This is a genomic window from Starkeya nomas (assembly GCF_902703545.1).
Lineage (GTDB): Bacteria > Pseudomonadota > Alphaproteobacteria > Rhizobiales > Xanthobacteraceae > Ancylobacter > Ancylobacter moscoviensis.
Genome location: NZ_CACSAS010000001.1, coordinates 2,886,480 through 2,909,585, shown reverse-complemented (window position 1 = coordinate 2,909,585; position 23,106 = coordinate 2,886,480). Strand labels below are relative to the sequence as shown.

Here is a 23,106-nt window from a genome sequence, read left to right as displayed (position 1 = left end):
GCTCACGCTTCGATCTGGAAGCCGGGCGTGGAGCGGGAAAGCGCGCGTTCCTCCTCGTCCATTTCCGCCTCGATGCCCTCGAAGAGCGGCGTCGTCATGTAGCGCTCGCCGGTGTCGGGGAGCATGCACAGGATGACCGATCCCGACGGCGCGTTCTCCGCCACCTGCCGCGCCACCGCGAAGGTGGAGCCGCCGGAGATGCCGGTGAAGATGCCCTCCCGGCGCGCCAGCTCCTTCGCCCAGCGCATGCCCTCGGCGCCCGGAACGGGGATCACCTCGTCATAGAGGCTGTGGTCGATCGCCTCCTGCAGCACATAGGGGATGAAATCCGGCGTCCAGCCCTGGATCGGGTGCGGCTCGAAGGCGGGGTGGCTCGCCGCCGGCGAATGGTCGGCGTTGCGCGGCTGGGGTGTCCCGCTGCCGACGAGCTGGGCGTTGGCCGGCTCGCTGAGCACGATCCGCGTCTGCGGCCGTTCGCGCCGCAGCACCCGCCCGACGCCGACGACCGTGCCTCCGGTGCCGTAGCCGGTGACGAAACAGTCGAGTCTCTGGCCGGCGAAGTCGTTGATGATCTCCCGGCCCGTCGTCGCCTCGTGGATCGCGGCGTTGGCGGCGGTCTCGAACTGGTGGGCAAGGAACCAGCCATTGGCCTCGGCCAGCTCCACCGCCTTGAGATACATGCCCCAGCCCTTGGCGGCGCGCGGCGTCAGCACGACCTTGGCGCCGAGCATGCGCATCATCTTGCGCCGCTCGATGGAGAAGCTGTCGGCCATGGTGACGACGAGCGGATAGCCTTTCTGGGCGCAGACCATGGCGAGGCCGATGCCGGTATTGCCGCTGGTGGCCTCGACCACCGTCTGGCCCGGCCGCAGCGCGCCGCTGCGCTCGCCTTCCTCGATGATGCTGAGCGCCAGCCGGTCCTTCACCGAGGCGGCCGGATTGAAGAACTCGGCCTTCGCATAGATCGTCGCGTGGCTGGGAGCGAGGTTGTTGATGCGGATCACCGGCGTGTCGCCGACAGTCTCCACCACGCTCTCGAAGAGGCGGCCGCGACCCGAGGTCGTCCGGCCCGTCATCGGCTTGTCCATCGTGACCTCCCGGGCGCCCGCAGGGCTGCCGCGTGCGGGCGGTGTCGATGGCCGGCGGCGGTCGGGATGCTGTTCGGATCGGCGGCCCGCTTGCCGGCCTGTTTCGCTTCCCTACGTTATTCATACGCCCGGCGTCGGGCGGCCGGAAGCGCTGTTGTCCCGTCTACGCCTTTTGATCCCGGCTGGTGGCCCCTACGCCTTTCGGGGGAACGTCGAGTCAGGGAACGTCGAGCGGGCCGATGAAATTTACCGCTTGATCCGCCGCAAGGCCCTTCCGTTGCCGATGGGCAACACTACATGAGGTCGAGCGGGTCGCCATGATGGGGCCCGCCGCGGCGGCCGGGATACGGGCGCCGCAATCCCGATAACCGCTCGCGCCTCCGTGGAGGGCGAGGGGAGGGGTCTGGAGGGACAGATGAATTTCGAGATCTACACCGAGCGCGCGCGTGGATTCGTGCAGTCGGCGCAGTCGCTTGCGCTGCGCGAGGGCAACCAGCAGTTCACGCCCGAGCATCTGCTCAAGGTGCTGCTCGACGACCCGGAAGGGCTGTGCGCCGGGCTGATCCAGCGCTCCGGCGGCGATCCGCGCATCGTGCTCGCCGACACCGAGGCGGCGCTGAACAAGCTGCCGAAGGTGCAGGGTTCCGGCGCCGGGCAGGTCTATCTCGCACCGGCGACCGCGCGGGTGTTCGAGGCCGCCGAGCAGGCGGCGAAGAAGGCTGGCGACGGCTATGTCACCGTCGAGCGGCTGCTGCTCGCGCTCGCGCTGGAAAAGGACAGCGAGGCGGGCAAGATCCTCGCCAAGGCCGGTGCCACCCCGCAGAAGATCAACACCGCCATCGAGGCGCTGCGCAAGGGCCGCACGGCCGACAGCGCCACCGCCGAGAACGCCTATGACGCCCTCAAGAAGTACGCTCGCGACCTGACCGCCGCAGCGCGCGAGGGCAAGCTCGATCCGGTGATCGGTCGCGACGAGGAAATCCGCCGCACCATCCAGGTACTGTCGCGCCGCACCAAGAACAACCCCGTCCTCATCGGCGAGCCCGGCGTCGGCAAGACCGCCATCGTCGAGGGCCTCGCGCTGCGCATCGTCGACGGCGACGTGCCCGAGAGCCTGAAGGACAAGCAGCTGCTCGCGCTCGACATGGGCTCGCTCATCGCCGGCGCGAAGTATCGCGGCGAGTTCGAGGAGCGGCTGAAGAGCGTGCTGTCGGAAGTCGAGGCGGCCGAGGGCGGCATCGTCCTGTTCATCGATGAGCTGCACACCCTCGTCGGCGCGGGCAAGACCGAAGGCGCGATGGACGCCTCCAACCTGCTCAAGCCGGCGCTGGCGCGCGGCGAGCTGCACTGCGTCGGCGCGACCACGCTCGACGAGTACCGCAAGTACATCGAGAAGGACGCCGCGCTCGCCCGCCGCTTCCAGCCCGTCTTCGTCAACGAGCCGACGGTGGAGGACACCATCTCCATCCTGCGCGGCATCAAGGAGAAGTACGAGCTGCACCACGGGGTGCGCATCACCGACTCGGCGCTGGTCGCGGCGGCGACGCTGTCGAACCGCTACATCACCGACCGCTTCCTGCCCGACAAGGCGATCGACCTCGTGGACGAGGCGGCCTCGCGGCTGCGCATGCAGGTCGATTCCAAGCCCGAGGAGCTGGACAGCATCGACCGCGAGATCGTGCGCCTGCGCATCGAGCAGGAGGCGCTGAAGAAGGAGAGCGACGCAGGCTCCAAGGACCGGCTCAAGAAGCTGGAGAAGGAGCTTGCCAATCTCGAGGAGCAGTCGGCCTCGCTTACCTCCCGCTGGAAGGCGGAGAAGGAGAAGCTCGGCGACGCCCAGAAGATCAAGAGCGACCTTGAGAAGGCCCGCGCCGAACTCGCCAATGCCCAGCGCAGCGGCGAGTACCAGAAGGCGGGCGAGCTGGCCTACGGCACCATCCCGGCGCTGGAGAAGAAGCTCGCCGCCATCGAAGCCAAGGACACCGCTGCCGAGGTGAAGGCCGGCGCCATGGTGGAGGAGGCGGTGACGCCCGACCACGTGGCGCAGGTCGTCTCGCGCTGGACCGGCGTGCCCGTCGACAAGATGCTGGAAGGCGAGAAGGAGAAGCTGCTGCGCATGGAGGACGTGCTGTCCCGGCGCGTCATCGGCCAGAAGGAGGCCGTGGAAGCTGTTTCCACGGCGGTGCGCCGCGCGCGGGCGGGCCTGCAGGACCCCAACCGGCCCATCGGCTCGTTCATGTTCCTCGGCCCGACGGGCGTGGGCAAGACCGAGCTGACCAAGGCGCTGGCCTCCTTCCTGTTCGACGACGACACCGCGCTCGTGCGCATCGACATGTCCGAGTACATGGAGAAGCACGCGGTGGCCCGGCTGATCGGCGCGCCTCCCGGCTATGTCGGCTATGAGGAGGGCGGCGCGCTGACCGAGGCCGTCCGGCGCCGGCCGTATCAGGTCGTGCTGTTCGACGAGGTGGAGAAAGCGCATCCGGACGTGTTCAACGTCCTCCTCCAGGTGCTCGACGACGGGCGCCTGACGGACGGGCAGGGCCGCACGGTCGACTTCCGCAACACGCTGATCATCATGACCTCCAACCTCGGTTCGGAGTATCTGGTGAACCAGCCGGATGGCGAGGACACCGAGGCCGTGCGCGACGAGGTGATGGGCGTGGTGCGTGCGCACTTCCGGCCCGAATTCCTCAACCGCGTCGACGAGATCGTCCTGTTCCACCGGCTGCGCCGCGAGCAGATGGGCGCCATCGTCGACATTCAGGTCAAGCGGCTGGAGAAGCTGCTGGAAGAGCGCAAGATCCAGCTGGAGATCACTCCCGAGGCGCGGGATTTCCTCGCCGAGAGGGGCTACGATCCGGCCTATGGCGCGCGTCCGCTCAAGCGGGTGATCCAGAAGCTGCTGCAGGATCCGCTGGCCGGCCGCATCCTTGCCGGCACGGTGAAGGACGGCGACGTGGTGCGCGTCGAGCGCGGGGCGAGCGAATTGCTGTTCGAAACCCGTCCCGGCGCCGTGGAGGAGGCGGCCTGAGCCGCTTCCCGACCGTCATACGAAAAGGGCGCCGCGAGAGCGGTGCCCTTTTTGCTGGTCGCATGCCCGCCGGAGCGGTGGCGGGTCAGTTCTTCGCCAGCAGCGCGTCGAGTTCCGGGCGGAAGGTGTCGGAAATCTCGGGATTGGCGAGCGCGTAGGCGACGTTGGCCATGAGGAAGCCGAGCTTCGAGCCGCAATCGTAGATCGCGCCGTCGAAGGTCACGCTGTAGAAATCCTGCCTCTGCGCCAGCTTCAGCATGGAATCGGTGAGCTGGATCTCATTGCCGGCGCCACGCTCCTGAGTGGCGAGCAGCTCGAAGATTTCCGGCTGAAGGATGTAGCGGCCGGAAATGGCGAGGTTCGACGGGGCGACGTCCTTCTTCGGCTTCTCGACCATGCTGGCGATCTTGTGCACGCCGTCGGCGACCTCGGTGCCGAGCCCGACGATGCCGTACTGGTCGGTCTGCTCCGGGGGGACCTCATAGACCGCGATGTGGTTGCCGCCGGTCTTGGCGTAGGCGTCCACCATCTGCGCGAGGCAGCCCTTGCCGTTGGTCGGCTTGTGCAGCATGTCTGGCAGCAGCAGCGCGAAGGGCTCGTTGCCGATGATGTCGCGGGCGCACCACACGGCATGGCCGAGGCCGAGGGGAAGCTGCTGGCGGGTGAAGCTGGTGGCGCCGGGACCCATGGTCTCCTGGCGCAGCATTTCCAGCATCTGGCTCTTGCCGCGCTCCAGAAGCGTGTCTTCCAGCTCGTACTGGCGGTCGAAGTGATCCTCGATGACGCCCTTGTTGCGTCCGGTCACGAAGACGATGTGCTCGATGCCGGCGGCGCGGGCCTCGTCAACCACGTGCTGCACGACAGGACGATCGACGACCGTGAGCATCTCCTTCGGAACGGCCTTGGTCGCGGGCAGGAACCGCGTGCCGAGGCCGGCCACGGGGAGGATCGCTTTGCGAATAGGAGTTACCATCTGAGAGACATGCCGCTTTGGTGATGGTGGAGGTGAGGGCGGGTAGTACAAAATTCCTATGAAATTCCACTTAACGATTCGATTTTGACAATCCGTTGCCGGGTGGCCCCGGTGACGTCTTGAAACTTCCCGCACGTTAAGTTCGTCGAAACCATGACGGTTGCCTAATCGTAGCGATTAATTGCGTTAGGGTTGCGTCATGAGTCATCGCAAGGTCTCCGGCCGGGGCCATGTCGGCGGGATCGCCGGCCTCGCGCTGGTCTGCCTCGGTCTTGCCGGTTGCGCCGGCTCCGACGATATCACTGGAGCCTTCTCCCCGCCCGCGGCCGCCCCCGCGCCGGCCCGGCACGCGACCCATGCAGCTCCCGCGCGCGCCTCGGCGCCGGCCCGCACCGCCTCGACGCATCCCGAGATGACGCCGCGTGCCCTCGCGCAGGCCGAGGCGAATTTCGACCGCTGCATTGCCGGCCTGGAGCCGCTGGCGCGCTCCAGGGGCGTCTCCGCCGCCGGCTTCCGCCGCTACACGGCCGGGCTCAAGCCCGACATGAGCATCATGGAGAAGCTGCAGACGCAGCCGGAATTCTCCCGCACCACCGGCGACTACGTGACCATGCTGGTCTCCGAGACCCGCATCCGCAAGGGCCGCGAGGCGATGGAGCAGAACGCCGCCGTGTTCGAGGCGGTGGGGCGCACCTACGGGGTCGATCCCTATGTGGTAGCGGCGATCTGGGGCATCGAGACCAATTACGGCAGCGCGCGCGGTTCCTATCCGGTGATCCAGGCGACGGGCACGCTGGCCTGCGTCGGCCGGCGACAGGCCTATTTCCGCGACGAGTTCGTCGCCGCCCTGCGCATCGTAGACAAGGGCGACGTGCCCGAGAGCCATCTGCGCGGCTCCTGGGCCGGCGCCTTCGGCCTGACCCAGTTCATGCCCACCGCCTTCCAGCGCGACGCGGTCGACTTCGACGGCGACGGCCATCGCAACGTGGTGGACTCGGTCGCCGACGCCATGGGCTCGACCGCCAACAAGCTCAAGCGCGGTGGGTGGGGGGCCGGCCGGAGCTGGGGATACGAGGTCGTGCTGCCGCGCGGCTTCAACTATCTCCTCGCCGACAAGAACGTCCGCAAGCCGATGAGCGAGTGGGCGGCGCTGGGCGTGCGCCGGCCCGAGGGGCGCTCCATGCCTGCCGCCGGCGAGACGGCCTATTTGCTGCTGCCGGCCGGTGCCAAGGGGCCGGCCTTCCTGATGACCGACAATTTCCGGGCCATCCTCAGCTACAATCCGGCGGACGCCTATGCGCTCGCCATCGGCCATCTGGCCGACCGCATCCGCGGCGGCGGGCCGTTCGTCCAGCCCTGGCCGGAGGACCAGCGCGCGCTGTCGCGTCTGGAGCGCTCGGAGCTGCAGAAGCGGCTCGCCTCGCGCGGTTACGATGTCGGCGAGCATGACGGCGCCATCGGCAGCAAGACCCGGACGGCGGTGCGCGAATATCAGGTCAGCGTCGGCATGCTGCCCGACGGCTTGGCGACGGGTGAGGTTCTGGAAAGCCTGCGCACCCGAGGCGGTTCGTGACGCGCCGATCCGCCTGGGGTCTTGAAACGGCCGCGATAATGGTTCACCGCTCTGGGGTGTTTACCTCCCGGGCGTCCTCCTCCGGGGTGCGGCCATCGGAGAACGGCTCATGCGCGCGCGCGGATACCGGCTCGGACTGAAGGCGCTGGCGGTTGCCGGCGTGCTCGTCGCCGGCTGCTCGCTCGCCCAGGCCCAGAGCGACTGGTTCCGCCCGCCGGCCGATGTCGGCCAGTCGGGGGCCCGCTCCTCGCAGCAGCAGCGCGTGCAGAGCCGGCAGCAGCAACAGCGCGCCCGCCAGCAACAGCAGACCCGCCAGCAGGCCGCCCAGCCCGCGCCGCGCCGGAGCTGGTCGCCCTTCCAGCCGCTGATCGACCTGTTCGGCGGCAACAGCCGGAGCGCCCGGGAGATTGACCGTCCGACGCGCCTGCGTCCTTCTCCTCCTTCGGGCGGCGGCGGGGGGCTCGCGGCGCCATCCCCTTCAGTGGCGCAGCAGCCGGCCGAGCCCCGCGGCAAGGTGTTCTCCACGGCGGCGGAAGCGCGCCGGGATGTTTCCAAGGCGAAGGACGTGGTCCTCGTGCTCGGCGACGAGCAGGCGGGGGCGCTGGCGCAGGGGCTGGCGGATGCCTTCGCCGCCGACCGCGACGGCGCCGTCGTGGTGGGCAAGACCGAGAACGCCTCGGGCCTCGCGCCCACCAGCGGCTTCGACTGGCTCGCCGCCGCTCGCCAGCTCCCGGGTGGGGACGAGCAGCCCAACGTCATCGTCGCGCTCACCGGCAGCAATGATTTCGTGCCGATCGAGGATCTGCTCGGGCGCGCGGAACTGCTCGACGAGCGCTGGCGCGACGTCTACGGCCGACGCTTCGACGAGTTCTTGCTGGGGCTGAAGATGCACGGCCGCCCGGTCGTGGTGGTCGGCCTGCCGCCGGTCGAGGACGATGTCCGCAGCGAGCAGATCGCCCGGCTCAACGCCCTCATGAAGGAGCGCGCCGAACGGGCGGGCCTCATCTTCGTCGACGTGACCGACGGCTTCGTCGACGAGAACGGCAAGTTCATGATGTCCGGTCCGGCGGTCGACGGCCAGCGGCGGCGCCTGCGCACGGCGGACGGCGTCGGCTTTACCCGGGCCGGCGCGCGCAAGCTGGCCTTCTTCGTCGACCAGCAGCTCGACGATCTCATGAATCGCGAGGACGTGCCCGCGGCGGCGGCCGATCCAGCCGATGCGCGCCCGTCCATCATCCTGCTGACCGGCGGGGTGACGGGCAGCGCCCGCGCGCTGGCCGGCGCGCCGGCCATGGCGGCTCGTCCCGCGCCGGGCGACATCCTGCAGGCGGCGCCGGGCGACACGAAGCCGGAGCCGGCGAGCGTGCTGGTCAGCGGTTCGGCCTTGCCGGCCGTCGCCGGGCGCACCGATGATTTCCGCTGGCCGCCGGGCCAGCCGGCGGCGGCAGTCGAGCCGCTCGTGCCTCCCATGCCCGAGACCAGCCTGCCGAGCGCCACGCCGGCGGCCGCGCCTTCGGAGCCCTCCACTCCCGATGCCGCCGCGGGCACCGCGACGCCGGGCACGGCAACTCCCTGAGAGCGATATATCTGTCGGTCGGGCCCGAAGAGGGCGCCGACATGAAAAGGCCGGGTACGGCGACCGTCCCGGCCAGATCGTCTCTCGTCGGACCGTCGCGGCCCGGACGCGGGTTCAGCGCGGCAGGACCGAGCTTCCCATCAGATACGTGTCGATCGACTGCGCCGCCTGGCGCCCCTCGCGGATCGCCCACACCACCAGCGACTGGCCGCGACGCATGTCGCCGGCGGCGAACAGCTTCCGCACGCTGGTGGCGTAGTCGAGGTCGCTCGCCTGCACGTTGCCGCGCTTGTCGATCGCGAGGCCGTCCTGCTCCAGCATGCCCTCGCGCACGGGATGCACGAAGCCGAGCGCGATGAAGACGAGATCCGCCTTGATCAGGAACTCGGTGCCGGGGATGGGCTGGCGCTTGGCGTCGACGCGGGCGCATTTCACGGCGGTGACGTGGCCCTTCTTGCCCTCGATGCCGAGCGTGGCGGCCGAGAACTCGCGTTCGGCGCCTTCGGCCTGCGAGGAGGAGGTGCGGAACTTGGTCGGCCAGTACGGCCAGACCGCCAGCTTGTCCTCCTTCAGCGGCGGCACCGGGCGGATGTCGAGCTGGTGCACGGAAAGGGCGCCCTGCCGGAAGGCGGTGCCCACGCAGTCGGAGGCGGTGTCGCCGCCGCCGATCACCACGACATGCTTGCCGGCGGCGAGGAGCGGCTGATCGCGCGAGACGTCCTCATGGCCGACGCGGCGGTTCTGCTGGACCAGATAGGGCATGGCGTAGTGCACGCCTTCCAGCTCCTGGCCGGGCAGGGCCGGGTTGCGCGGCGCTTCCGAGCCGCCGCACATCAGCACGGCGTCGTGGCCTTCCAGCAACTCGTCGAGCGGCGTGGTGACGCCGACATTCACGCCGTAGTGGAAGGTGACGCCTTCCGCCTCCATCTGCGCGACGCGGCGGTCGATGTAGTGCTTTTCCATCTTGAAGTCGGGAATGCCGTAGCGCAGCAGGCCGCCGGCCTTGGGCTCGCGCTCGTAGACATGCACGTCATGGCCGGCGCGGGCGAGCTGCTGGGCGGCGGCCATGCCGGCCGGGCCGGAGCCGATGACGGCGACCTTCCTGCCGGTCTTCACCGCCGCCGGCTCGGGCCTGATCCAGCCCATCTTCCACGACTTGTCGGCGATGGCCTGCTCGACCGTCTTGATGGTGACCGGCACGTCCTCGAGGTTCAGCGTGCAGGCTTCCTCGCAGGGGGCGGGGCAGATGCGGCCGGTGAATTCGGGGAAGTTGTTGGTGGAGTGAAGGTTGCGCGAGGCCTCCTCCCAGTTCCCGTTATAGACGAGGTCGTTCCAGTCCGGGATCTGGTTGTGGATCGGGCAGCCGTTCGGCCCGTGGCAGAAGGGGATGCCGCAATCCATGCAGCGCGAAGCCTGGTTGGCGACTTCGGCGTCCGGCAGGGGCAGGGTGAACTCGCGGAAATGGCGAATGCGGTCGGACGCCGGCTGATACTTCGCCTCGCGCCGATCGATTTCGAGAAAGCCCGTAACCTTACCCATTGCGCCCTCTTTCGCGGAGCACCGCCACCTTGGAGGCGTTCCACCTCCGGTGCCAGATACATCAATCATGCCAGTTGGAAAATGACGGCGCGGCACACGGCCGCGCCATGGCGCCTGCCATCGCCCGCTGTCGGGGCCGCCCTCGCATCCGTGCCGCGAGGGCGCAGGAGGCCTTACTCGGCCGCCTGCAAGCCGCGCGTTTTCTCCATTTCACGCAACGCCCGCTGGTACTCGACGGGCATGACCTTGACGAACTTGCCGCGGTACTCGGCCCAGTTGTCGAGGATGGTCTGCGCGCGCTTCGAACCCGTGTAGTGCAGGTGCTTGGCGATGAGCTGGTGCAGACGCTCCTCGTCGTGGTGGCCCATATCCGCCATGATGTCGATGCGGCCCTTGAACTCCAGATCGCCGCCATGGTGGTGGAGGCGTTCCAGCAGGTCCTCCTCCTCTTCCACCGGTTCGAGATCGACCATGGAGAGGTTGCAGCGCTTCTTGAAGGTGCCATCCTCGTCCAGCACATAGGCGACGCCGCCGGACATGCCGGCCGCGAAGTTGCGCCCGGTCTGGCCGATGACGACGACCACGCCGCCGGTCATGTACTCGCAGCCATGGTCGCCCGTGCCCTCGACGACCGCGAGAGCGCCCGAGTTGCGCACGGCGAAGCGCTCGCCGGCCACGCCGCGGAAGTAGGCCTCGCCGGAGGTGGCGCCGTAGAGCACGGTGTTGCCGACGATGATCGACTGCTCCGGCACGATGGCGCTGTCCTCGGCCGGCACCACCACGATGCGTCCGCCCGACAGGCCCTTGCCGACATAGTCGTTGGCTTCGCCGACCAGCGTCATGGAGACGCCGCCGGCGAGGAAGGCGCCGAAGGCCTGGCCGGCGGTGCCGGTCAGGTGGATGTCGATCGTGTCGTCCGGCAGGCCGGCATCGCCGTAGCGCTTGGCCACTTCGCCCGAGAGCATGGCGCCGACCGAGCGGTTGATGCTCCGGATCTCGGTGTGCAGCACCACCTTCTCGCCGCCGTCCAGCGCCGGCATGGCCTGGTGGATGAGCGTACGGTCGAGCACGTGGTGGATCGGGTGGTTCTGCCGCTCCGTGTGGTAGGTGGCGACCTCGGGACCGACCTGCGGCTTGGCGAAGATGCGGCTGAAGTCCAGGCCCTTGGCCTTCCAGTGCTCGATCGCCTCGCGCTGGTCGAGCCACTCGGAGTGGCCGATCAGCTCGTTGAAGTCGGCGATGCCCATGGAGGCCATGATCTCGCGCACTTCTTCCGCGACGAAGAAGAAGTAGTTGATCACATGCTCGGGCGTGCCCTTGAAGCGCTTGCGCAGCACCGGGTCCTGGGTGGCGACGCCGACCGGGCAGGTGTTGAGGTGGCACTTACGCATCATGATGCAGCCCGCCGCGATGAGCGGGGCGGTCGAGAAGGCGAAGTCGTCCGCGCCGAGCAGCGCGCCGATCACCACGTCGCGCCCGGTGCGCAGGCCGCCGTCGACCTGCAGCGCGATGCGCCCGCGCAGATTGTTCAGCACCAGCGTCTGGTGGGCCTCGGCGAGGCCGATCTCCCACGGCGAGCCGGCATGCTTGATGGCGGTGAGCGGCGAGGCGCCGGTGCCGCCTTCGAAACCGGAAATCGTGATGTGGTCGGCGCGTGCCTTGGCGACGCCGGCGGCGACGGTGCCGACGCCGACTTCCGAGACCAGCTTCACCGAGACATCGGCTTCCGGATTGACGTTCTTCACGTCGTAGATGAGCTGCGCCAGATCCTCGATCGAGTAGATGTCGTGGTGCGGCGGCGGCGAGATGAGGCCGACGCCCGGGGTCGAGTGGCGCACCTTGGCGATCACCGCGTCGACCTTGTGGCCGGGCAGCTGGCCGCCTTCGCCGGGCTTGGCACCCTGCGCCATCTTGAGCTGGATCATGTCGGCATTGACGAGGTAGTCCGCCGTCACGCCGAAGCGGCCGGAAGCGACCTGCTTGATCGCCGAGCGCATGGAATCGCCGTTCGGCAGCGGCTTGAAGCGCGAGGCTTCCTCGCCGCCCTCGCCGGTGTTCGACTTGCCGCCGATGCGGTTCATCGCGATGGCGAGGGTGGTGTGCGCCTCGCGCGAGATCGAGCCGAACGACATGGCGCCGGTGACGAAGCGCTTCACGATCGCGGTAGCGGGCTCGACCTCGTCGAGCGGGATCGCCGCGCGGCCGATCTCATCCGCGTTGCGGATGCGGAACAGCGAGCGGATGTTCAGCGTCTTGGCGCCGGCCTCGTTCACCAGCTTGGCGAAGTGGCGATACTTGTCCTGCGCGTTGCCGCGCACCGCGTGCTGGAGTTCGGCGACGGTCTCGGGGTCCCACGCATGCTCCTCGCCGCGCAGGCGGAAGGCGTAGTCGCCGCCGACGTCGAGGGCGTTGCGGTAGATCGGCGCGTCGCCGAAGGCGTCGCGGTGGCGCATCGCGGTCTCTTCGGCGATCTCGGCGAGGCCGATGCCGCCGATGGAGGAGGCGGTGCCGAAGAAATACTTCTCGATCACTTCCTGATTAAGGCCCACCGCGTCGAAGATCTGCGCGCCGCAATAGGACTGGTAGGTGGAGATGCCCATCTTGGACATCACCTTCAGCAGGCCCTTGTCGATCGACTTGATGTAGCGCTTGACGATCTCGTACTCGTCGACCTCCTCGGGGATGTCGACGCGCATGTCGATCATCGTCTCGAAGGCGAGGTAGGGGTTGATCGCTTCCGCGCCGTAGCCGGCCAGGCACGCGAAATGGTGCACCTCGCGCGCCTCGCCCGTCTCCACCACCAGGCCCACGGAAGTGCGCAGGCCCTTGCGGATGAGGTGATGGTGCACGGCGGCGGTGGCCAGCAGCGAGGGAATCGGGATGCGGTCCGGGCCGACCAGCCGGTCGGACAGGATGATGATGTTGTAGCCGCCATGCACGGCCGCCTCGGCGCGCTCGCACAGCCGCTCGACCGCGTCCTCCATCCCCGCCGCACCCTTGTCGGAGGGGTAGGTGATGTCGAGTGTGCGGGTGTCGAAGCGCTCCTCCATGAAGCCGATGGAGCGGATCTTCTCCAGATCCTCATTGGTGAGGATCGGCTGGCGCACCTCGAGCCGCTTGCGGCGCGAATTGCCTTCGAGGTCGAAGATGTTCGGCCGCGGCCCGATGAAGGAGACGAGGCTCATCACCAGCTCTTCGCGGATCGGGTCGATCGGCGGGTTGGTGACCTGCGCGAAGTTCTGCTTGAAGTAGGTGAAGAGCGCCTTCGACTTCTTCGACAGCGGCGAGATGGGCGTGTCGGTGCCCATGGAGCCGACCGCCTCCTGGCCGGTGGTCGCCATCGGCGCCATCAGCAGCTTGAGGTCTTCCTGCGTGTAGCCGAAGGCCTGCTGGCGGTCGAGCAGCGACACGTCGGTGCGCACTTCGCGCGCTTCCACCGCGCGAAGCTCTTCCAGCACCAGCTGGGTGCGCTTCAGCCACTCCTTGTAGGGATGCGCCTTGGCGAGCGAGGTCTTCACCTCCTCGTCCGGCACGAGGCGGCCCTCTTCGAGATCGACGAGCAGCATCCTGCCCGGCTGCAGGCGCCACTTGGTGACGATCTGGTCCTCGGGGAAGGTGAGCACGCCCATCTCGGAGGCGAGCACGATCTTGTCGTCCGCCGTCACCAGATAGCGGGCGGGGCGCAGGCCGTTGCGGTCGAGCGTGGCGACGATCTGCCGGCCGTCGGTGGCGACGATGGCGGCGGGGCCGTCCCACGGCTCCATCATGGCCGCGTGGTACTCGTAGAAGGCACGCCGCTCCTCGTCCATCAGCGGGTTGCCGGCCCACGCCTCGGGCACGAGCATCATCGCCGCATGCGGCAGCTCGTAGCCGCCCTGCATGAGGAATTCGAGCGCGTTGTCGAAGCAGGCGGTGTCCGACTGGCCCTCATAGGAGATCGGCCAGAGCTTGGAGATGTCGTTGCCGAACAGCTCGGAGTCGACGGACGCCTGCCGCGCCGCCATCCAGTTGACGTTGCCGCGCAGCGTGTTGATCTCGCCGTTGTGCGCGACCATCCGGTAGGGATGGGCCAGCGACCACGCCGGGAAGGTGTTGGTCGAGAAACGCTGGTGGACGAGGGCCACCGCGCTTTCGAAATCGGCGTCGTGCAGGTCGGCATAATAGGCGCCGAGCTGGTCGGCGTTGAACATGCCCTTGTAGACGATGGTCCGGCAGGACAGCGACACGACGTAATAGCCCGCGGTGCGCGGGTCCTTGGCGTCATAGATGGCGTTCGACACCACCTTGCGCAGGATGAAGAGCCGGCGCTCGAAATCGTCCTCGCTGGCGATGGCCTCGCTGCGGCCGACGAAGACCTGCCAGTGCTTGGGCTCGGTCGGCAGCACGGTGTGGCCGAGCGAGGCGTTGTCGGTCGGCACCTCGCGCCAGCCGAGCAGCACCTGGCCTTCCTCGGCGATCACGCGCTCCATGGTGGCGCGGATGATCTCCTGGCCTTCCGCGTCGTGCGGCATGAAGATGTGGCCGACGGCGTAATGGCCGGGCTCCGGCAGCTCGAAGCCGAGCTTGGCTGCTTCCTTGGCGAAGAACCTGTGCGGGATCTGCACGAGCATGCCCGCGCCGTCGCCGGCGCGCGGATCGGCACCCACGGCGCCGCGATGCTCGAGGTTGAGCAGGATCTTCAGCCCGTCCTGCACGATCTGGTGCGACTTGCGGCCCTTGATGTCGGCGATGAAGCCGACGCCGCACGAATCCTTCTCGTTGCGCGGGTCGTACAGGCCCTGGGCGGCCGGCAGGCCGGGATCGATGTGAGTAATGGCTTTGGCAGCGGCGCGATCCGTCGCGGCCGGACGAACCGAACCCTCGCCGATCATGCGCGCGGCAACGCCGCCAAGTTCCTCACTCATTCCCGTCACTCCCTAAAGGGTCGCCTCACGTTCTGCGGGCGGACACGGGTCCAGCCCCGCGGGGCGCTCTCCCGCAAGGCCGTGCACGCTCGCCGAACGACGCTAGCATCCGCCGTGCCACACCGCTGTGTCGGCACCAGCTGCTGGATTATAGGACAGCATGACTGCCCTATCAATCGCGAAGATGCCAGAATTGACGCCTGCGCACAAGCATGGCGCGCAACATCGCCGCAGCGATTTTTCGCGCTTGTTGCGAAGGTGACGCCTCCGGCGAAAGGAACGGTAAGACGCGCCGCGCTGCCGCGCAATGGCGTTGCCGGCCAGTGGAGTTCGGCGTCGCGGCCGGCCAGGCGGGGCAGGGCCGTCTTGCAGGTGCCGCAATTTGCAGGTCCCGTAGCGAACGATGGCGAATGTTGATCGGGAGGCTTCGATGGCGAAGCTGCATGCGTCGAGGCGCCTGTCGTCGATGACGCTGCCGGTGCTCGCCGGTCTGGCGGCGATGACGGCGGTTCCGGCGCAGGCCCAGTTCTATTACCGCCCCTTCGGCGGGGTCTATGTGGAGCGCTACTACGAGCCGCTCCCGCCGGGTGGCTATTACGAGCCGCCGCCGCCGGTCTATCGCGCCCCGCCGCCCGCCTATGGCGCGCCGGGGCGGTTTCCTTTCGCCGACGTCGAACCGATGCTGCGCTCCATGGGCATGAGGGCCGTGGGGCGTCCCCGGATCGACGGCGGCACCTATGTCGTCGATGCGACCGATCCCAACGGCGCGCGTGTGCGCGTGCGTATCGACGCCTTCAATGGCCGGATCATCGCCATGCATCCGCTCGGCCCGGCACGTCCGGCCGCCCGCCAGACGGCGCCCTCGACGGCGATGCTGCCGCCCGCCGTCGCGCCGCTTCCCCCGAGGCGCGAGCCCGAGAGCGGCATGGTCGCGGCACCCCCGCCCGCGGGGGCCCTAGCGGCAGAGGCATCTCCGCAGGAGGGTGCGGAAGGTAGCGGGCCGGCGCCGGCCGATGCGCCTTCGGCCGCTTCCGTTCCACCGTCCACCGCGGACGCCGCCCCCACGGCGAGCCAGGCGCCGACGGGCGAGGGATCGTCCGTGCGCGTGATCCCCGGCGTCGCGATGCCGCCGGGCACCGAGCCGACGGCGGCGGCCGCAGCCGAGACACCGCAGGGCGAGGCGGCGAAGGGGGCAGAGGCATCGAAACCCGCTGGAGATGCGCCTGCCGCGGCTGCCTCGGGCACCGGCACCGGTACGGGAACCGGCAGTGACACGCCGGCCGGCACCGCGTCGGTGATGGCGCGGGGCGCTGGCGGCGAGCCCGAACCGGAGGAATAAGCGGACGGTATCTCACTGCTGCTCAAAGCGGCAGGCGGCTCAAAATGAAAGCGCCCCGGCTGGACCGGGGCGCCCTGTACACGTCCATTCAGGCACGCGCGCGTGGCGTGGGCTTCATCACGCGGCTGCGGTCACGCGGCCTTGGCGCCCGTCTTCGCCTCGATCACGCGGGGCGCGGGAGCGCCGCTGGTGATGGCGATGGTGCGGGGCTTCATCGCCTCGGGGATCTCGCGCACGAGGTCCACATGCAGCAGCCCGTTGGCAAGGCTGGCGCCCCGGACCTCCACATGATCGGCGAGCTGGAAGCGACGCTCGAAGGCGCGCGCGGCGATGCCCTGATAAAGCACTTCGCCGGACTTGGCCGCGGGGTCGGGCTTACGCTCGCCGCGAATGGAGAGACCACTCTCCTTCACCTCGATGGTGAGGTCATCCTCGGTAAAGCCCGCTACCGCGACGGTGATGCGGTAGGCGTTCTCGCCCGTCCGCTCGATATTGTAGGGCGGATAAGTGGTGCCGGTGTCGACATTGCCGACTTGGTCGAACAACGAGAAAAGCCGGTCGAAGCCGACAGTCGAACGGTGCAGGGGGGTAAGATCAAACGTACGCATGGCATATCCTCACGTTAAGCGACATGCAGATCAGAGGCCCTCTCGATTGAGCCGGGCCCGGTTCGCGTACCGCCGTCTGGCCGGTACATTTTCGAGATGGTGAGCGCTCCGCCGGATGCAAGAGGCTGCCGGCGATGGCCCGGCCTGAGGCGGCAAGCCAAGATGAACGGCAGATGAACGGCCGGCTCGGGCGGTGTTCAGTGCCGGTCATCTAGGTAAGCATGCTTCTATGCGGACTCGATTCCAGGGAAGTTGCAGCGCGATGGCGCGGGCGTCGGCGTTACTGATCGTCTTGGCGGGGCTCCTTGCGGGGCTGGGCCTGCCCGGTTCGCCGTGGGGATCGGCCCTCGCGCAGGGCTATGGACCGCCGCCGGGTGCCTACGCGCCCTATGACGCGCCTCCCGCCCCGCGCGGCCGGGCGGCCGGTCCCGTCGATCCGGATGCCGCCACGCGGATGCTCTCGGCGCGCGGCTTCTCCAACATCTCGGTGATCCGGCGGCGCGGGGCGACCATCATCCTCGAGGCCAACGGTCCGCGGGGCGAGCGGGTGCAGGTGGTGGTCGACGGCGCATCCGGCGCCATCAGCGGCATGAAGGTCATCGGCTTCGGCGACAAGCGCTACTGACCGCATCGCCCGCCTTGTGGACGCCCGCCGCTGGGGTATAAGCCATCGGACTTTCCACACCAGCGCCCCGCCGGAACATGCCCACCGAGATGGACCTGTACAGCACCAAGGACAACCCCGTGCCCGAGGGCGCGATCTGCGGCGTCGTGACGACCGCCGACGGGGTTCGCCTGCGCATCGCGCGCTGGAAGCCGGCCGAGGGCGCCTGTCGGGGCACGGTCTGCGTGTTCTCCGGCCGGACGGAGAAGATCGAGAAGTATTTCGAGACGGTGCGCGACCTGCTGCGGCGCGGCTTCGCCGTCGCGGTGCTGGACTGGCGCGGGCAGGGCGGCTCGCAGCGGCTGCTCACCAATCCCATGAAGGGCCACGTCAAGCATTTCGCCGAGTACCAGCGCGATCTGGAAGCCTTCATGACCGAGCTGGTGCTGCCGGACATGCCCGGCCCCCACTTCGCGCTGGCCCATTCGATGGGCGCCTCGATCATGCTCGACCATGCGCGGCGGGGCGGGCGCTTCTTCGACCGGATGTTCCTCGTCGCCCCGATGCTCGACCTGTCGCTGGTCAAGCACGACGTGGCGGCGCGGCGGCTGGCGCGGGCACTGTCCGGCGTCGGCCTGTCCAGGGCCTATGTGCCGCGCGCCCGCCGGGTGCGGCTCAACGAGCTGCATTTCGACGGCAACCGGCTGACCTCCGACGCCGTCCGCTTTGCCCGTAACCTGACCATCACCATGGAGCAGCCGCATCTCGATGTCGGTCCGCCGACCATCGGCTGGGTGAAGGCGGCCTATGACCTGATGGAGACGCTCGCCGACCCGGCGACGGCACGGGCGATCCGCCAGCCGCTGCTCATGGTGGCGGCGGGCGCGGACAGCATCGTCTCGACGCCGAGCATCGAGCATCTGGGCACGCGGCTCATCGCCGGTGCACATATCGTGATCCCCGGCGCGCGCCACGAACTGCTGCAGGAGCGGGACATCTTCCGCGAGCCGCTGCTCGCGGCCTTCGATGCCTTCATTCCGGGCAGTGCAGCGGCCTGACCGTCGGCCAGCCTTCTCAGCCGGCGAGAACCTTCAGCGCCGCCTCATGCGCCCGCCGGTCGCCGGCCGCCACGACGCGGCCACCGGAGAGATCCGCGCCGCCTTCCCAGTTGGTGACGATGCCACCGGCGCCCGAAATGATCGGCACCAGCGGCATGATGTCGAAATCGTTGAGATTGGTCTCGATCACCAGGTCGGCGTGGCCGGCGGCGAGCATGCAGTAGGCGTAGCAGTCGCCACCGTAGCGCGGCAGGCGCACGCGCTTCTCCACCTCGGTGTAGCGGGCGCGGTTCTCCTCGCTCATCAGCAGCGGGCTGGTGGTGAGCAGCGTCGCCTCCTCCAGCCCGGCGCAGGGCCGCACGGCAAGGCGCCGCTCGCCGGCCGGGCCGCGATAGCGCGCCTGCACGCCGTCGCCATAGAAGCGCTCGCGGATGAAGGGCTGGTGCATCATGCCGTAGACCGGCTGGCCCTGGCGGCACAGGCCGATCAGCGTGCCCCAGGCGGGCAGGCCGCAGATGAACGACTTGGTGCCGTCGATGGGATCGAGCACCCATACGTAATCGGCGTCGACGCCGTCATCGGGGAATTCCTCGCCACGCACGCCGTGGCTGGGGAAGGTGCCGCGGATGAGCGCGCGCATCGCCTGCTCGGCGGCGCGGTCGGCGGCCGTGACCGGATCGAACACCGCGCCGCGGCTCTTGTCCTCGACGCCCAGCGCCGTGCGGAAGAAAGGCAGGATGGCCTGGCCGGAGACGGTGGCGAGCTCATGAACGAAATTCTCGAAATCCACCGCACTCATCGCACCGCTTCCCTTCGGCTGCCACCTGCCGGCGATCGCGCCGCCGGTTCGGCCAACGCATATCGGGAGGCGCGGTGCTCGGCAATCTCTCTCCGGTGTCCATTCACCGCGCGGCTGCCGGCGCGGAGGGAAGGGCGCGGAGCCATGAGGCGGAGGTGAGGGGCGCCACTCAGAATGCCCCGCGTTCTGCGCATGGCTCCTATTCCGGCAAGGTCAAGAAATGAGCAGTTTCGTCGTTGCTATTGGGAAGCGAAGCTGCCATATTATTGCAGTGCGGTGCAGCGATTGGCGTCGCTTCACCGCCGCCCTCCTTGGGCGTTTCCTCCCTAGACTTGGGCCGCTCCGGCAACGTGAGCGGCCCCTTTCTTTTTCAACCCCCTGAAAAGTCAGCGTTCTTGTCCGGTGCCTTCTTCCTGCGCCGTTGATGAGGCTCGTCCCTCGCGCGGCCGTGTGGCGCTCGGCGAGTCGATGCTGCTCAGGAGAGAGTCGATCTGTCAGCGGATGGGGCAGGCGCGCACTGTGCGCGATTTGCGACATTCGAACCGGCTGCGACCAAATGCCGGTTTCGTTTCTTTCGCTTGGCGCTTGTCACTTGTGCGTCGCACAGTTATGGATATTGCGTTGCGACGGCGCGATTGGCGTCGCGCTGTCGCCGCCCTCCTTGGGCGTTTCCTCCCTAGACTTGGGCCGCTTGCGCGCTGCGTAAGCGGCCTCTTTCTTTTCGGCCGGCGTCTGCGGTGCGTATGGCAGGAAGCGGGGAAAGTGGCGACGCAACGGTATGGTGCTGCCGGCTGCCGGGAGAGCGGGCCTGGGCACTTTCCGGGCAGCCCGCGAGGCGGGCAAATGGAAACGGGCGCCGGCAGGTCGTGCCCCCCGACCCAATCCACCAGCGCCCGCAAGGCGAAAATCATTATTTGAGGTGTCAGGCCACCGTCGAGTGCGGCATTAATGCCACGCTGGTCTCGATATGTATCTGGTATGCCAGAAAATCCCAGTGCCTGCCTTGATTATTCCGCAATGCACCTACATCTTCAGTCTCGTACGCAGCGATTGGCGTCGCTCCGTACAGCCCTCCTTGGGCGTTTCCTCCCTAGACTTGGGCCGCTTGCGCGCTGCGTAAGCGGCCTCTTTCTTTTGTACCGGACCGAAGATGCGCCCGCCGCGGCTTTTGCCGTCTTGCGTGGTCGTCTTCGTTGCAGGCCCGCGTACCCAAGAAAGGGCAGCTCGATCTCGAAGGCCGACCGGTTCCCTCCGCGCCATTCGCGGCCAAACCCGAACAAGCGGTAGGGAACAATCGGCCCGGAACCGAGCGTGCAGAATTCGTATAGGTCTCATGTGCAAAATGCAAGGCTCTTATGCGGCCTTTTGCATCACACGATCAATTTTTTGCGGGTAGCCCATTAACTCTCTGAAAAACAAGAATTATTCGGCGGCGGTTCGAAGCGGCGCCAGCTCAATATGAGTAATTCGTGACAGCGCGAGAGCGACATCGAGCAGGTCGCTGCGCACAATTTCGAAGCGTTCGGAGGGCTGATAAGTGGCCTCGTGCATATAAAGCGCGCGGTTGATCTCGATCTGGACCGCGTGCATGCCCGAGGCCGGATTGCCGTAGTGCTCGGTGATGAAGCCGCCGGCATAGGGCTTGTTGCGCACCACCGAATAGCCCCGGCGCCGCAGCTCGGCTTCCATGATGTCGGGAATGGCGGCGGCGCAGCTGGTGCCGTAGCGATCACCGATGACGATATCCACGCGCGAATCCCGCTGGCAGCCGGACGGCATGGAGTGGCAGTCCACCAGCACCGCCACGCCGAAGCTGCGCTGCATCTGCACCATGAGCTGCCGCAGGGCGCGGTGATAGGGCTTGTAGAGCGCGTCGATGCGGGTGATGGCCTCGTCGACCGGAATGCGTCGGGCGTAGATCTCCTGCGCCTCGCCGACGATGCGGGCGATGGTGCCGAGCCCGCCGGAAACCCGCATCGAGCGGGTGTTCGCATAGGCCGGCAGCCGCCCCTCGAACATGCGCGGGTCGAGCTCATAGGGCTCGCGGTTCACGTCGAGATAGCAGCGCGGGAAATGCGCCCGCATGAATCCCATGCCCAGCCGCGTCACATCGCGGAAGAGGGCATCGACCAGCGTGTCCTCGGAACGGCGCAGCGTCGGCAGCTCGAGCCGCGACTGCTCGACGAAGGCGCGCGGATAGACGACGCCGCTGTGCGGGGAGTTGAACAGGAAAGGCGCGATGGGCAGGGCCGGCTGCACGATCTCGAAGACCGGATCGATTGTGTCGGCTATGACGGCCATCATTCTGTCCGAACCTGATCGCGCTTCCTTGCGCCGCAGCCCGCACCGGACAGGGCGCGGCGCCTCCCGCGCCTTTTGACCTGTCTAGCATGCGCGTTCCCGGTGCGGAATGCGGGCGGCCCGCCTCGGCGTGGGAATCTGCGAACACGTAAGCGAGAGGAAAAGCGCCGCCGGCCGGGGATGGAGCGGCCGGCGTTCACGATGTGCTAAGAGGCGGCGAGGTACCCAAGGGGGACGTGCATGCGACGGTCGATGCCTGTGCCGGTCCGGTGGACCGGCGGTGCGGCCGCGCTGGAGAATCGGGATGTCCGGGATGCTGAAGATCCTGCTCGCCGAAGACGACCACGACATGCGTCGTTTTCTGGTCAAGGCGCTTGAGAATGCAGGCTACGAGGTCGTGGCCTTCGACAATGGCCGTTCGGCCTATGACCGGCTGCGCGAGGAGCCGTTCGAACTGCTGCTGACCGATATCGTCATGCCGGAGATGGACGGCATCGAACTCGCCCGCCGCGCCACCGAGCTCGATCCGGACATCAAGGTGATGTTCATCACCGGCTTCGCGGCCGTGGCGCTGAACGCCGACAACCAGGCGCCCAAGGACGCCAAGGTGCTGTCGAAGCCGTTCCACTTGCGCGATCTCGTCAACGAGGTCGGCAAGATGCTCGCGGCCTGAGCCGCGGCTGTTTTCCCCTGCCGCCGTCCACAGCCAGAATCCCCGGCTTGCGCGGCGGCGGGCTTCCCGATATAGGGGAGCCCCGCTCGACAAGAGCATCGGAATGGGCGCGTAGCTCAGCGGGAGAGCACTACGTTGACATCGTAGGGGTCACAGGTTCAATCCCTGTCGCGCCCACCATTCCAAGCCTTCAAAATCAACGGCCTCGCGCCACGCAGGCCCGCCAGAACGTGGCGGGCTCGGGTGTCGCTGAACCTGCTGCCGCTTGATGACGTCCGGAATCGCCCCGCTGACGTCGACGAACGGTGAAAGGCTGAACCCGGATCAGCGCCCTCCCGCTTTCGCTCTCGAATCGCTTGTGCAGACGGGACGGCGCCTCGACCGTGGCGGTTCACCCCACCGTCGCCCTGAGGGGAGGCCCCAGGAACTCCACGCCCCACGCCTTGCCGAACGCGTTCAGCGCGGCGGCGTCGGGTACGCCGTCCCGCATGACGGCGCCAAGCTGGGTGAAGAACGCCTCGGCATCGAGCCCCGGCAGGATCAGGACAAACTGGCGCGCCGGCTTGTCGCTGATGTTGACGAAGGCATGGGCGGATCCGCCGGGAATGGTAACGACGTCGCCGGCGCCGGCCTCGAAGCGTTCCCCGTCGCACTGGTAGAGGTAGCGCCCCTCGATGACGCGGAACACTTCCGTCTCGGCGTGCCGGTGCAGCGGCGGACCGAAGCCGGGCATGTTGACGGTCTCGATGGCCGTCATCTCGCCGTCGCTCAGGGACGGTGGCAGGGCGACGCGGAGCGTGAGGCCGATGGCGGGGATGAGGATCGGCGCTTCGTCACCCGACGAACGATGAAACCGGAACGGCATTGCTCCCCCTTTGGCCTCCCCTTGGCCCCCCTTGTGCTCCCGCAGGGGGAGACGATAGCGCGTCGCGCGAAGACGACACCAGCAGCTTGCCGCGCGCATTGACGCGCCTGCGCAGGAGCGAGGGGGAAGGTCGCAGTTTCGCCGGTGTGCCGCCACACCGTTCGTCATCATA

General features: G+C 68.0%; 15 protein-coding genes and 1 tRNA gene. 8 read left to right on the top strand and 8 right to left on the bottom strand.

Features of this window, described 5'->3' with window-relative positions; all coding sequences use genetic code 11:
• Nucleotides 1–2: 2 nt before the first annotated feature.
• Nucleotides 3–1,088 (bottom strand): PLP-dependent cysteine synthase family protein, encoded by a 1,086-nt coding sequence (locus STARVERO_RS13915; RefSeq protein WP_144344373.1) that lies wholly within the window; start codon nucleotides 1,086–1,088, stop codon nucleotides 3–5.
• A gap of 415 nt (nucleotides 1,089–1,503) precedes the next feature.
• On the opposite strand from STARVERO_RS13915, the gene clpB reads away from it, so the two are divergent.
• Nucleotides 1,504–4,122, top strand: a complete 2,619-nt coding sequence (clpB, locus tag STARVERO_RS13910; protein ID WP_144344374.1) for an ATP-dependent chaperone ClpB — start codon at nucleotides 1,504–1,506, stop codon at nucleotides 4,120–4,122.
• A gap of 85 nt (nucleotides 4,123–4,207) precedes the next feature.
• On the opposite strand, the gene galU is transcribed toward clpB, so the two are convergent.
• A complete protein-coding gene (gene galU / locus STARVERO_RS13905; RefSeq protein WP_144344375.1) occupies nucleotides 4,208–5,095 on the bottom strand; it encodes a UTP--glucose-1-phosphate uridylyltransferase GalU in 888 nt (295 codons plus the stop codon).
• 199 nt (nucleotides 5,096–5,294) lie between these two features.
• Here galU and STARVERO_RS13900 point away from each other — a divergent pair, with 199 nt between their 5' ends.
• Together STARVERO_RS13900 and STARVERO_RS13895 are read left to right on the top strand one after the other, a co-directional pair.
• Nucleotides 5,295–6,668, top strand: coding sequence for a lytic murein transglycosylase (locus tag STARVERO_RS13900; RefSeq protein WP_159599515.1), 1,374 nt, complete (start codon nucleotides 5,295–5,297; stop codon nucleotides 6,666–6,668).
• 109 nt (nucleotides 6,669–6,777) lie between these two features.
• Complete coding sequence (locus tag STARVERO_RS13895; RefSeq protein ID WP_159599513.1) at nucleotides 6,778–8,244, top strand: SGNH/GDSL hydrolase family protein; 1,467 nt, start codon at nucleotides 6,778–6,780, stop codon at nucleotides 8,242–8,244.
• 114 nt (nucleotides 8,245–8,358) lie between these two features.
• On the opposite strand, the gene STARVERO_RS13890 is transcribed toward STARVERO_RS13895, so the two are convergent.
• Both STARVERO_RS13890 and gltB read right to left on the bottom strand, forming a co-directional pair.
• On the bottom strand, nucleotides 8,359–9,783 hold the full coding sequence (locus tag STARVERO_RS13890) for a glutamate synthase subunit beta (protein WP_159599511.1): 1,425 nt from the start codon (nucleotides 9,781–9,783) through the stop codon (nucleotides 8,359–8,361).
• 173 nt (nucleotides 9,784–9,956) lie between these two features.
• Nucleotides 9,957–14,696: a glutamate synthase large subunit gene (gene gltB / locus STARVERO_RS13885; protein WP_422802145.1), complete on the bottom strand. Its 4,740-nt coding sequence runs from the start codon at nucleotides 14,694–14,696 to the stop codon at nucleotides 9,957–9,959.
• Between the two features lie 421 nt (nucleotides 14,697–15,117).
• Here gltB and STARVERO_RS13880 point away from each other — a divergent pair, with 421 nt between their 5' ends.
• On the top strand, nucleotides 15,118–16,026 hold the full coding sequence (locus STARVERO_RS13880) for a hypothetical protein (protein ID WP_159599507.1): 909 nt from the start codon (nucleotides 15,118–15,120) through the stop codon (nucleotides 16,024–16,026).
• Between the two features lie 131 nt (nucleotides 16,027–16,157).
• Here the strand turns inward: STARVERO_RS13880 and STARVERO_RS13875 are convergent, their stop codons facing one another.
• On the bottom strand, nucleotides 16,158–16,634 hold the full coding sequence (locus STARVERO_RS13875) for an Hsp20 family protein (RefSeq protein ID WP_159599505.1): 477 nt from the start codon (nucleotides 16,632–16,634) through the stop codon (nucleotides 16,158–16,160).
• 262 nt (nucleotides 16,635–16,896) lie between these two features.
• Here STARVERO_RS13875 and STARVERO_RS13870 point away from each other — a divergent pair, with 262 nt between their 5' ends.
• Nucleotides 16,897–17,259, top strand: a complete 363-nt coding sequence (locus STARVERO_RS13870; protein ID WP_144344382.1) for a hypothetical protein — start codon at nucleotides 16,897–16,899, stop codon at nucleotides 17,257–17,259.
• A 77-nt stretch (nucleotides 17,260–17,336) separates the two neighbouring features.
• A complete protein-coding gene (locus STARVERO_RS13865) occupies nucleotides 17,337–18,296 on the top strand; it encodes an alpha/beta fold hydrolase (RefSeq protein ID WP_144344383.1) in 960 nt (319 codons plus the stop codon).
• Between the two features lie 16 nt (nucleotides 18,297–18,312).
• Here STARVERO_RS13865 and hisN read toward each other — a convergent pair whose 3' ends face one another.
• Complete coding sequence (gene hisN / locus STARVERO_RS13860) at nucleotides 18,313–19,095, bottom strand: histidinol-phosphatase (RefSeq protein WP_144344384.1); 783 nt, start codon at nucleotides 19,093–19,095, stop codon at nucleotides 18,313–18,315.
• 1,422 nt (nucleotides 19,096–20,517) lie between these two features.
• Nucleotides 20,518–21,396, bottom strand: a complete 879-nt coding sequence (locus STARVERO_RS13855; protein WP_418655068.1) for an N-formylglutamate amidohydrolase — start codon at nucleotides 21,394–21,396, stop codon at nucleotides 20,518–20,520.
• Nucleotides 21,397–21,709: 313 nt separating this feature from the next.
• On the opposite strand from STARVERO_RS13855, the gene cpdR reads away from it, so the two are divergent.
• Both cpdR and STARVERO_RS13845 read left to right on the top strand, forming a co-directional pair.
• Nucleotides 21,710–22,069 carry a cell cycle two-component system response regulator CpdR gene (cpdR, locus tag STARVERO_RS13850; protein WP_144344419.1) on the top strand — a complete coding sequence of 120 codons (360 nt, stop codon included), beginning with the start codon at nucleotides 21,710–21,712 and terminating at the stop codon, nucleotides 22,067–22,069.
• A gap of 105 nt (nucleotides 22,070–22,174) precedes the next feature.
• A tRNA-Val gene (locus STARVERO_RS13845) sits at nucleotides 22,175–22,249 on the top strand.
• 211 nt (nucleotides 22,250–22,460) lie between these two features.
• Here STARVERO_RS13845 and STARVERO_RS13840 read toward each other — a convergent pair.
• Nucleotides 22,461–22,934, bottom strand: a complete 474-nt coding sequence (locus STARVERO_RS13840) for a cupin domain-containing protein (RefSeq protein ID WP_144344420.1) — start codon at nucleotides 22,932–22,934, stop codon at nucleotides 22,461–22,463.
• Between the last annotated feature and the right edge of the window lie 172 nt (nucleotides 22,935–23,106).

What these genes read in the sequence shown, in the direction of transcription:
- STARVERO_RS13915 (WP_144344373.1), bottom strand. Translation starts at nt 1,088, where the DNA reads ATGGACAAGCCGATGACGGGCCGGACGACCTCGGGTCGCGGCCGCCTC.
- clpB (WP_144344374.1), top strand. Translation starts at nt 1,504, where the DNA reads ATGAATTTCGAGATCTACACCGAGCGCGCGCGTGGATTCGTGCAGTCG.
- galU (WP_144344375.1), bottom strand. Translation starts at nt 5,095, where the DNA reads ATGGTAACTCCTATTCGCAAAGCGATCCTCCCCGTGGCCGGCCTCGGC.
- STARVERO_RS13900 (WP_159599515.1), top strand. Translation starts at nt 5,295, where the DNA reads ATGAGTCATCGCAAGGTCTCCGGCCGGGGCCATGTCGGCGGGATCGCC.
- STARVERO_RS13895 (WP_159599513.1), top strand. Translation starts at nt 6,778, where the DNA reads ATGCGCGCGCGCGGATACCGGCTCGGACTGAAGGCGCTGGCGGTTGCC.
- STARVERO_RS13890 (WP_159599511.1), bottom strand. Translation starts at nt 9,783, where the DNA reads ATGGGTAAGGTTACGGGCTTTCTCGAAATCGATCGGCGCGAGGCGAAG.
- STARVERO_RS13880 (WP_159599507.1), top strand. Translation starts at nt 15,118, where the DNA reads ATGGCGAAGCTGCATGCGTCGAGGCGCCTGTCGTCGATGACGCTGCCG.
- STARVERO_RS13875 (WP_159599505.1), bottom strand. Translation starts at nt 16,634, where the DNA reads ATGCGTACGTTTGATCTTACCCCCCTGCACCGTTCGACTGTCGGCTTC.
- STARVERO_RS13870 (WP_144344382.1), top strand. Translation starts at nt 16,897, where the DNA reads ATGGCGCGGGCGTCGGCGTTACTGATCGTCTTGGCGGGGCTCCTTGCG.
- STARVERO_RS13865 (WP_144344383.1), top strand. Translation starts at nt 17,337, where the DNA reads ATGCCCACCGAGATGGACCTGTACAGCACCAAGGACAACCCCGTGCCC.
- hisN (WP_144344384.1), bottom strand. Translation starts at nt 19,095, where the DNA reads ATGAGTGCGGTGGATTTCGAGAATTTCGTTCATGAGCTCGCCACCGTC.
- STARVERO_RS13855 (WP_418655068.1), bottom strand. Translation starts at nt 21,396, where the DNA reads ATGGCCGTCATAGCCGACACAATCGATCCGGTCTTCGAGATCGTGCAG.
- cpdR (WP_144344419.1), top strand. Translation starts at nt 21,710, where the DNA reads ATGCTGAAGATCCTGCTCGCCGAAGACGACCACGACATGCGTCGTTTT.
- STARVERO_RS13840 (WP_144344420.1), bottom strand. Translation starts at nt 22,934, where the DNA reads ATGCCGTTCCGGTTTCATCGTTCGTCGGGTGACGAAGCGCCGATCCTC.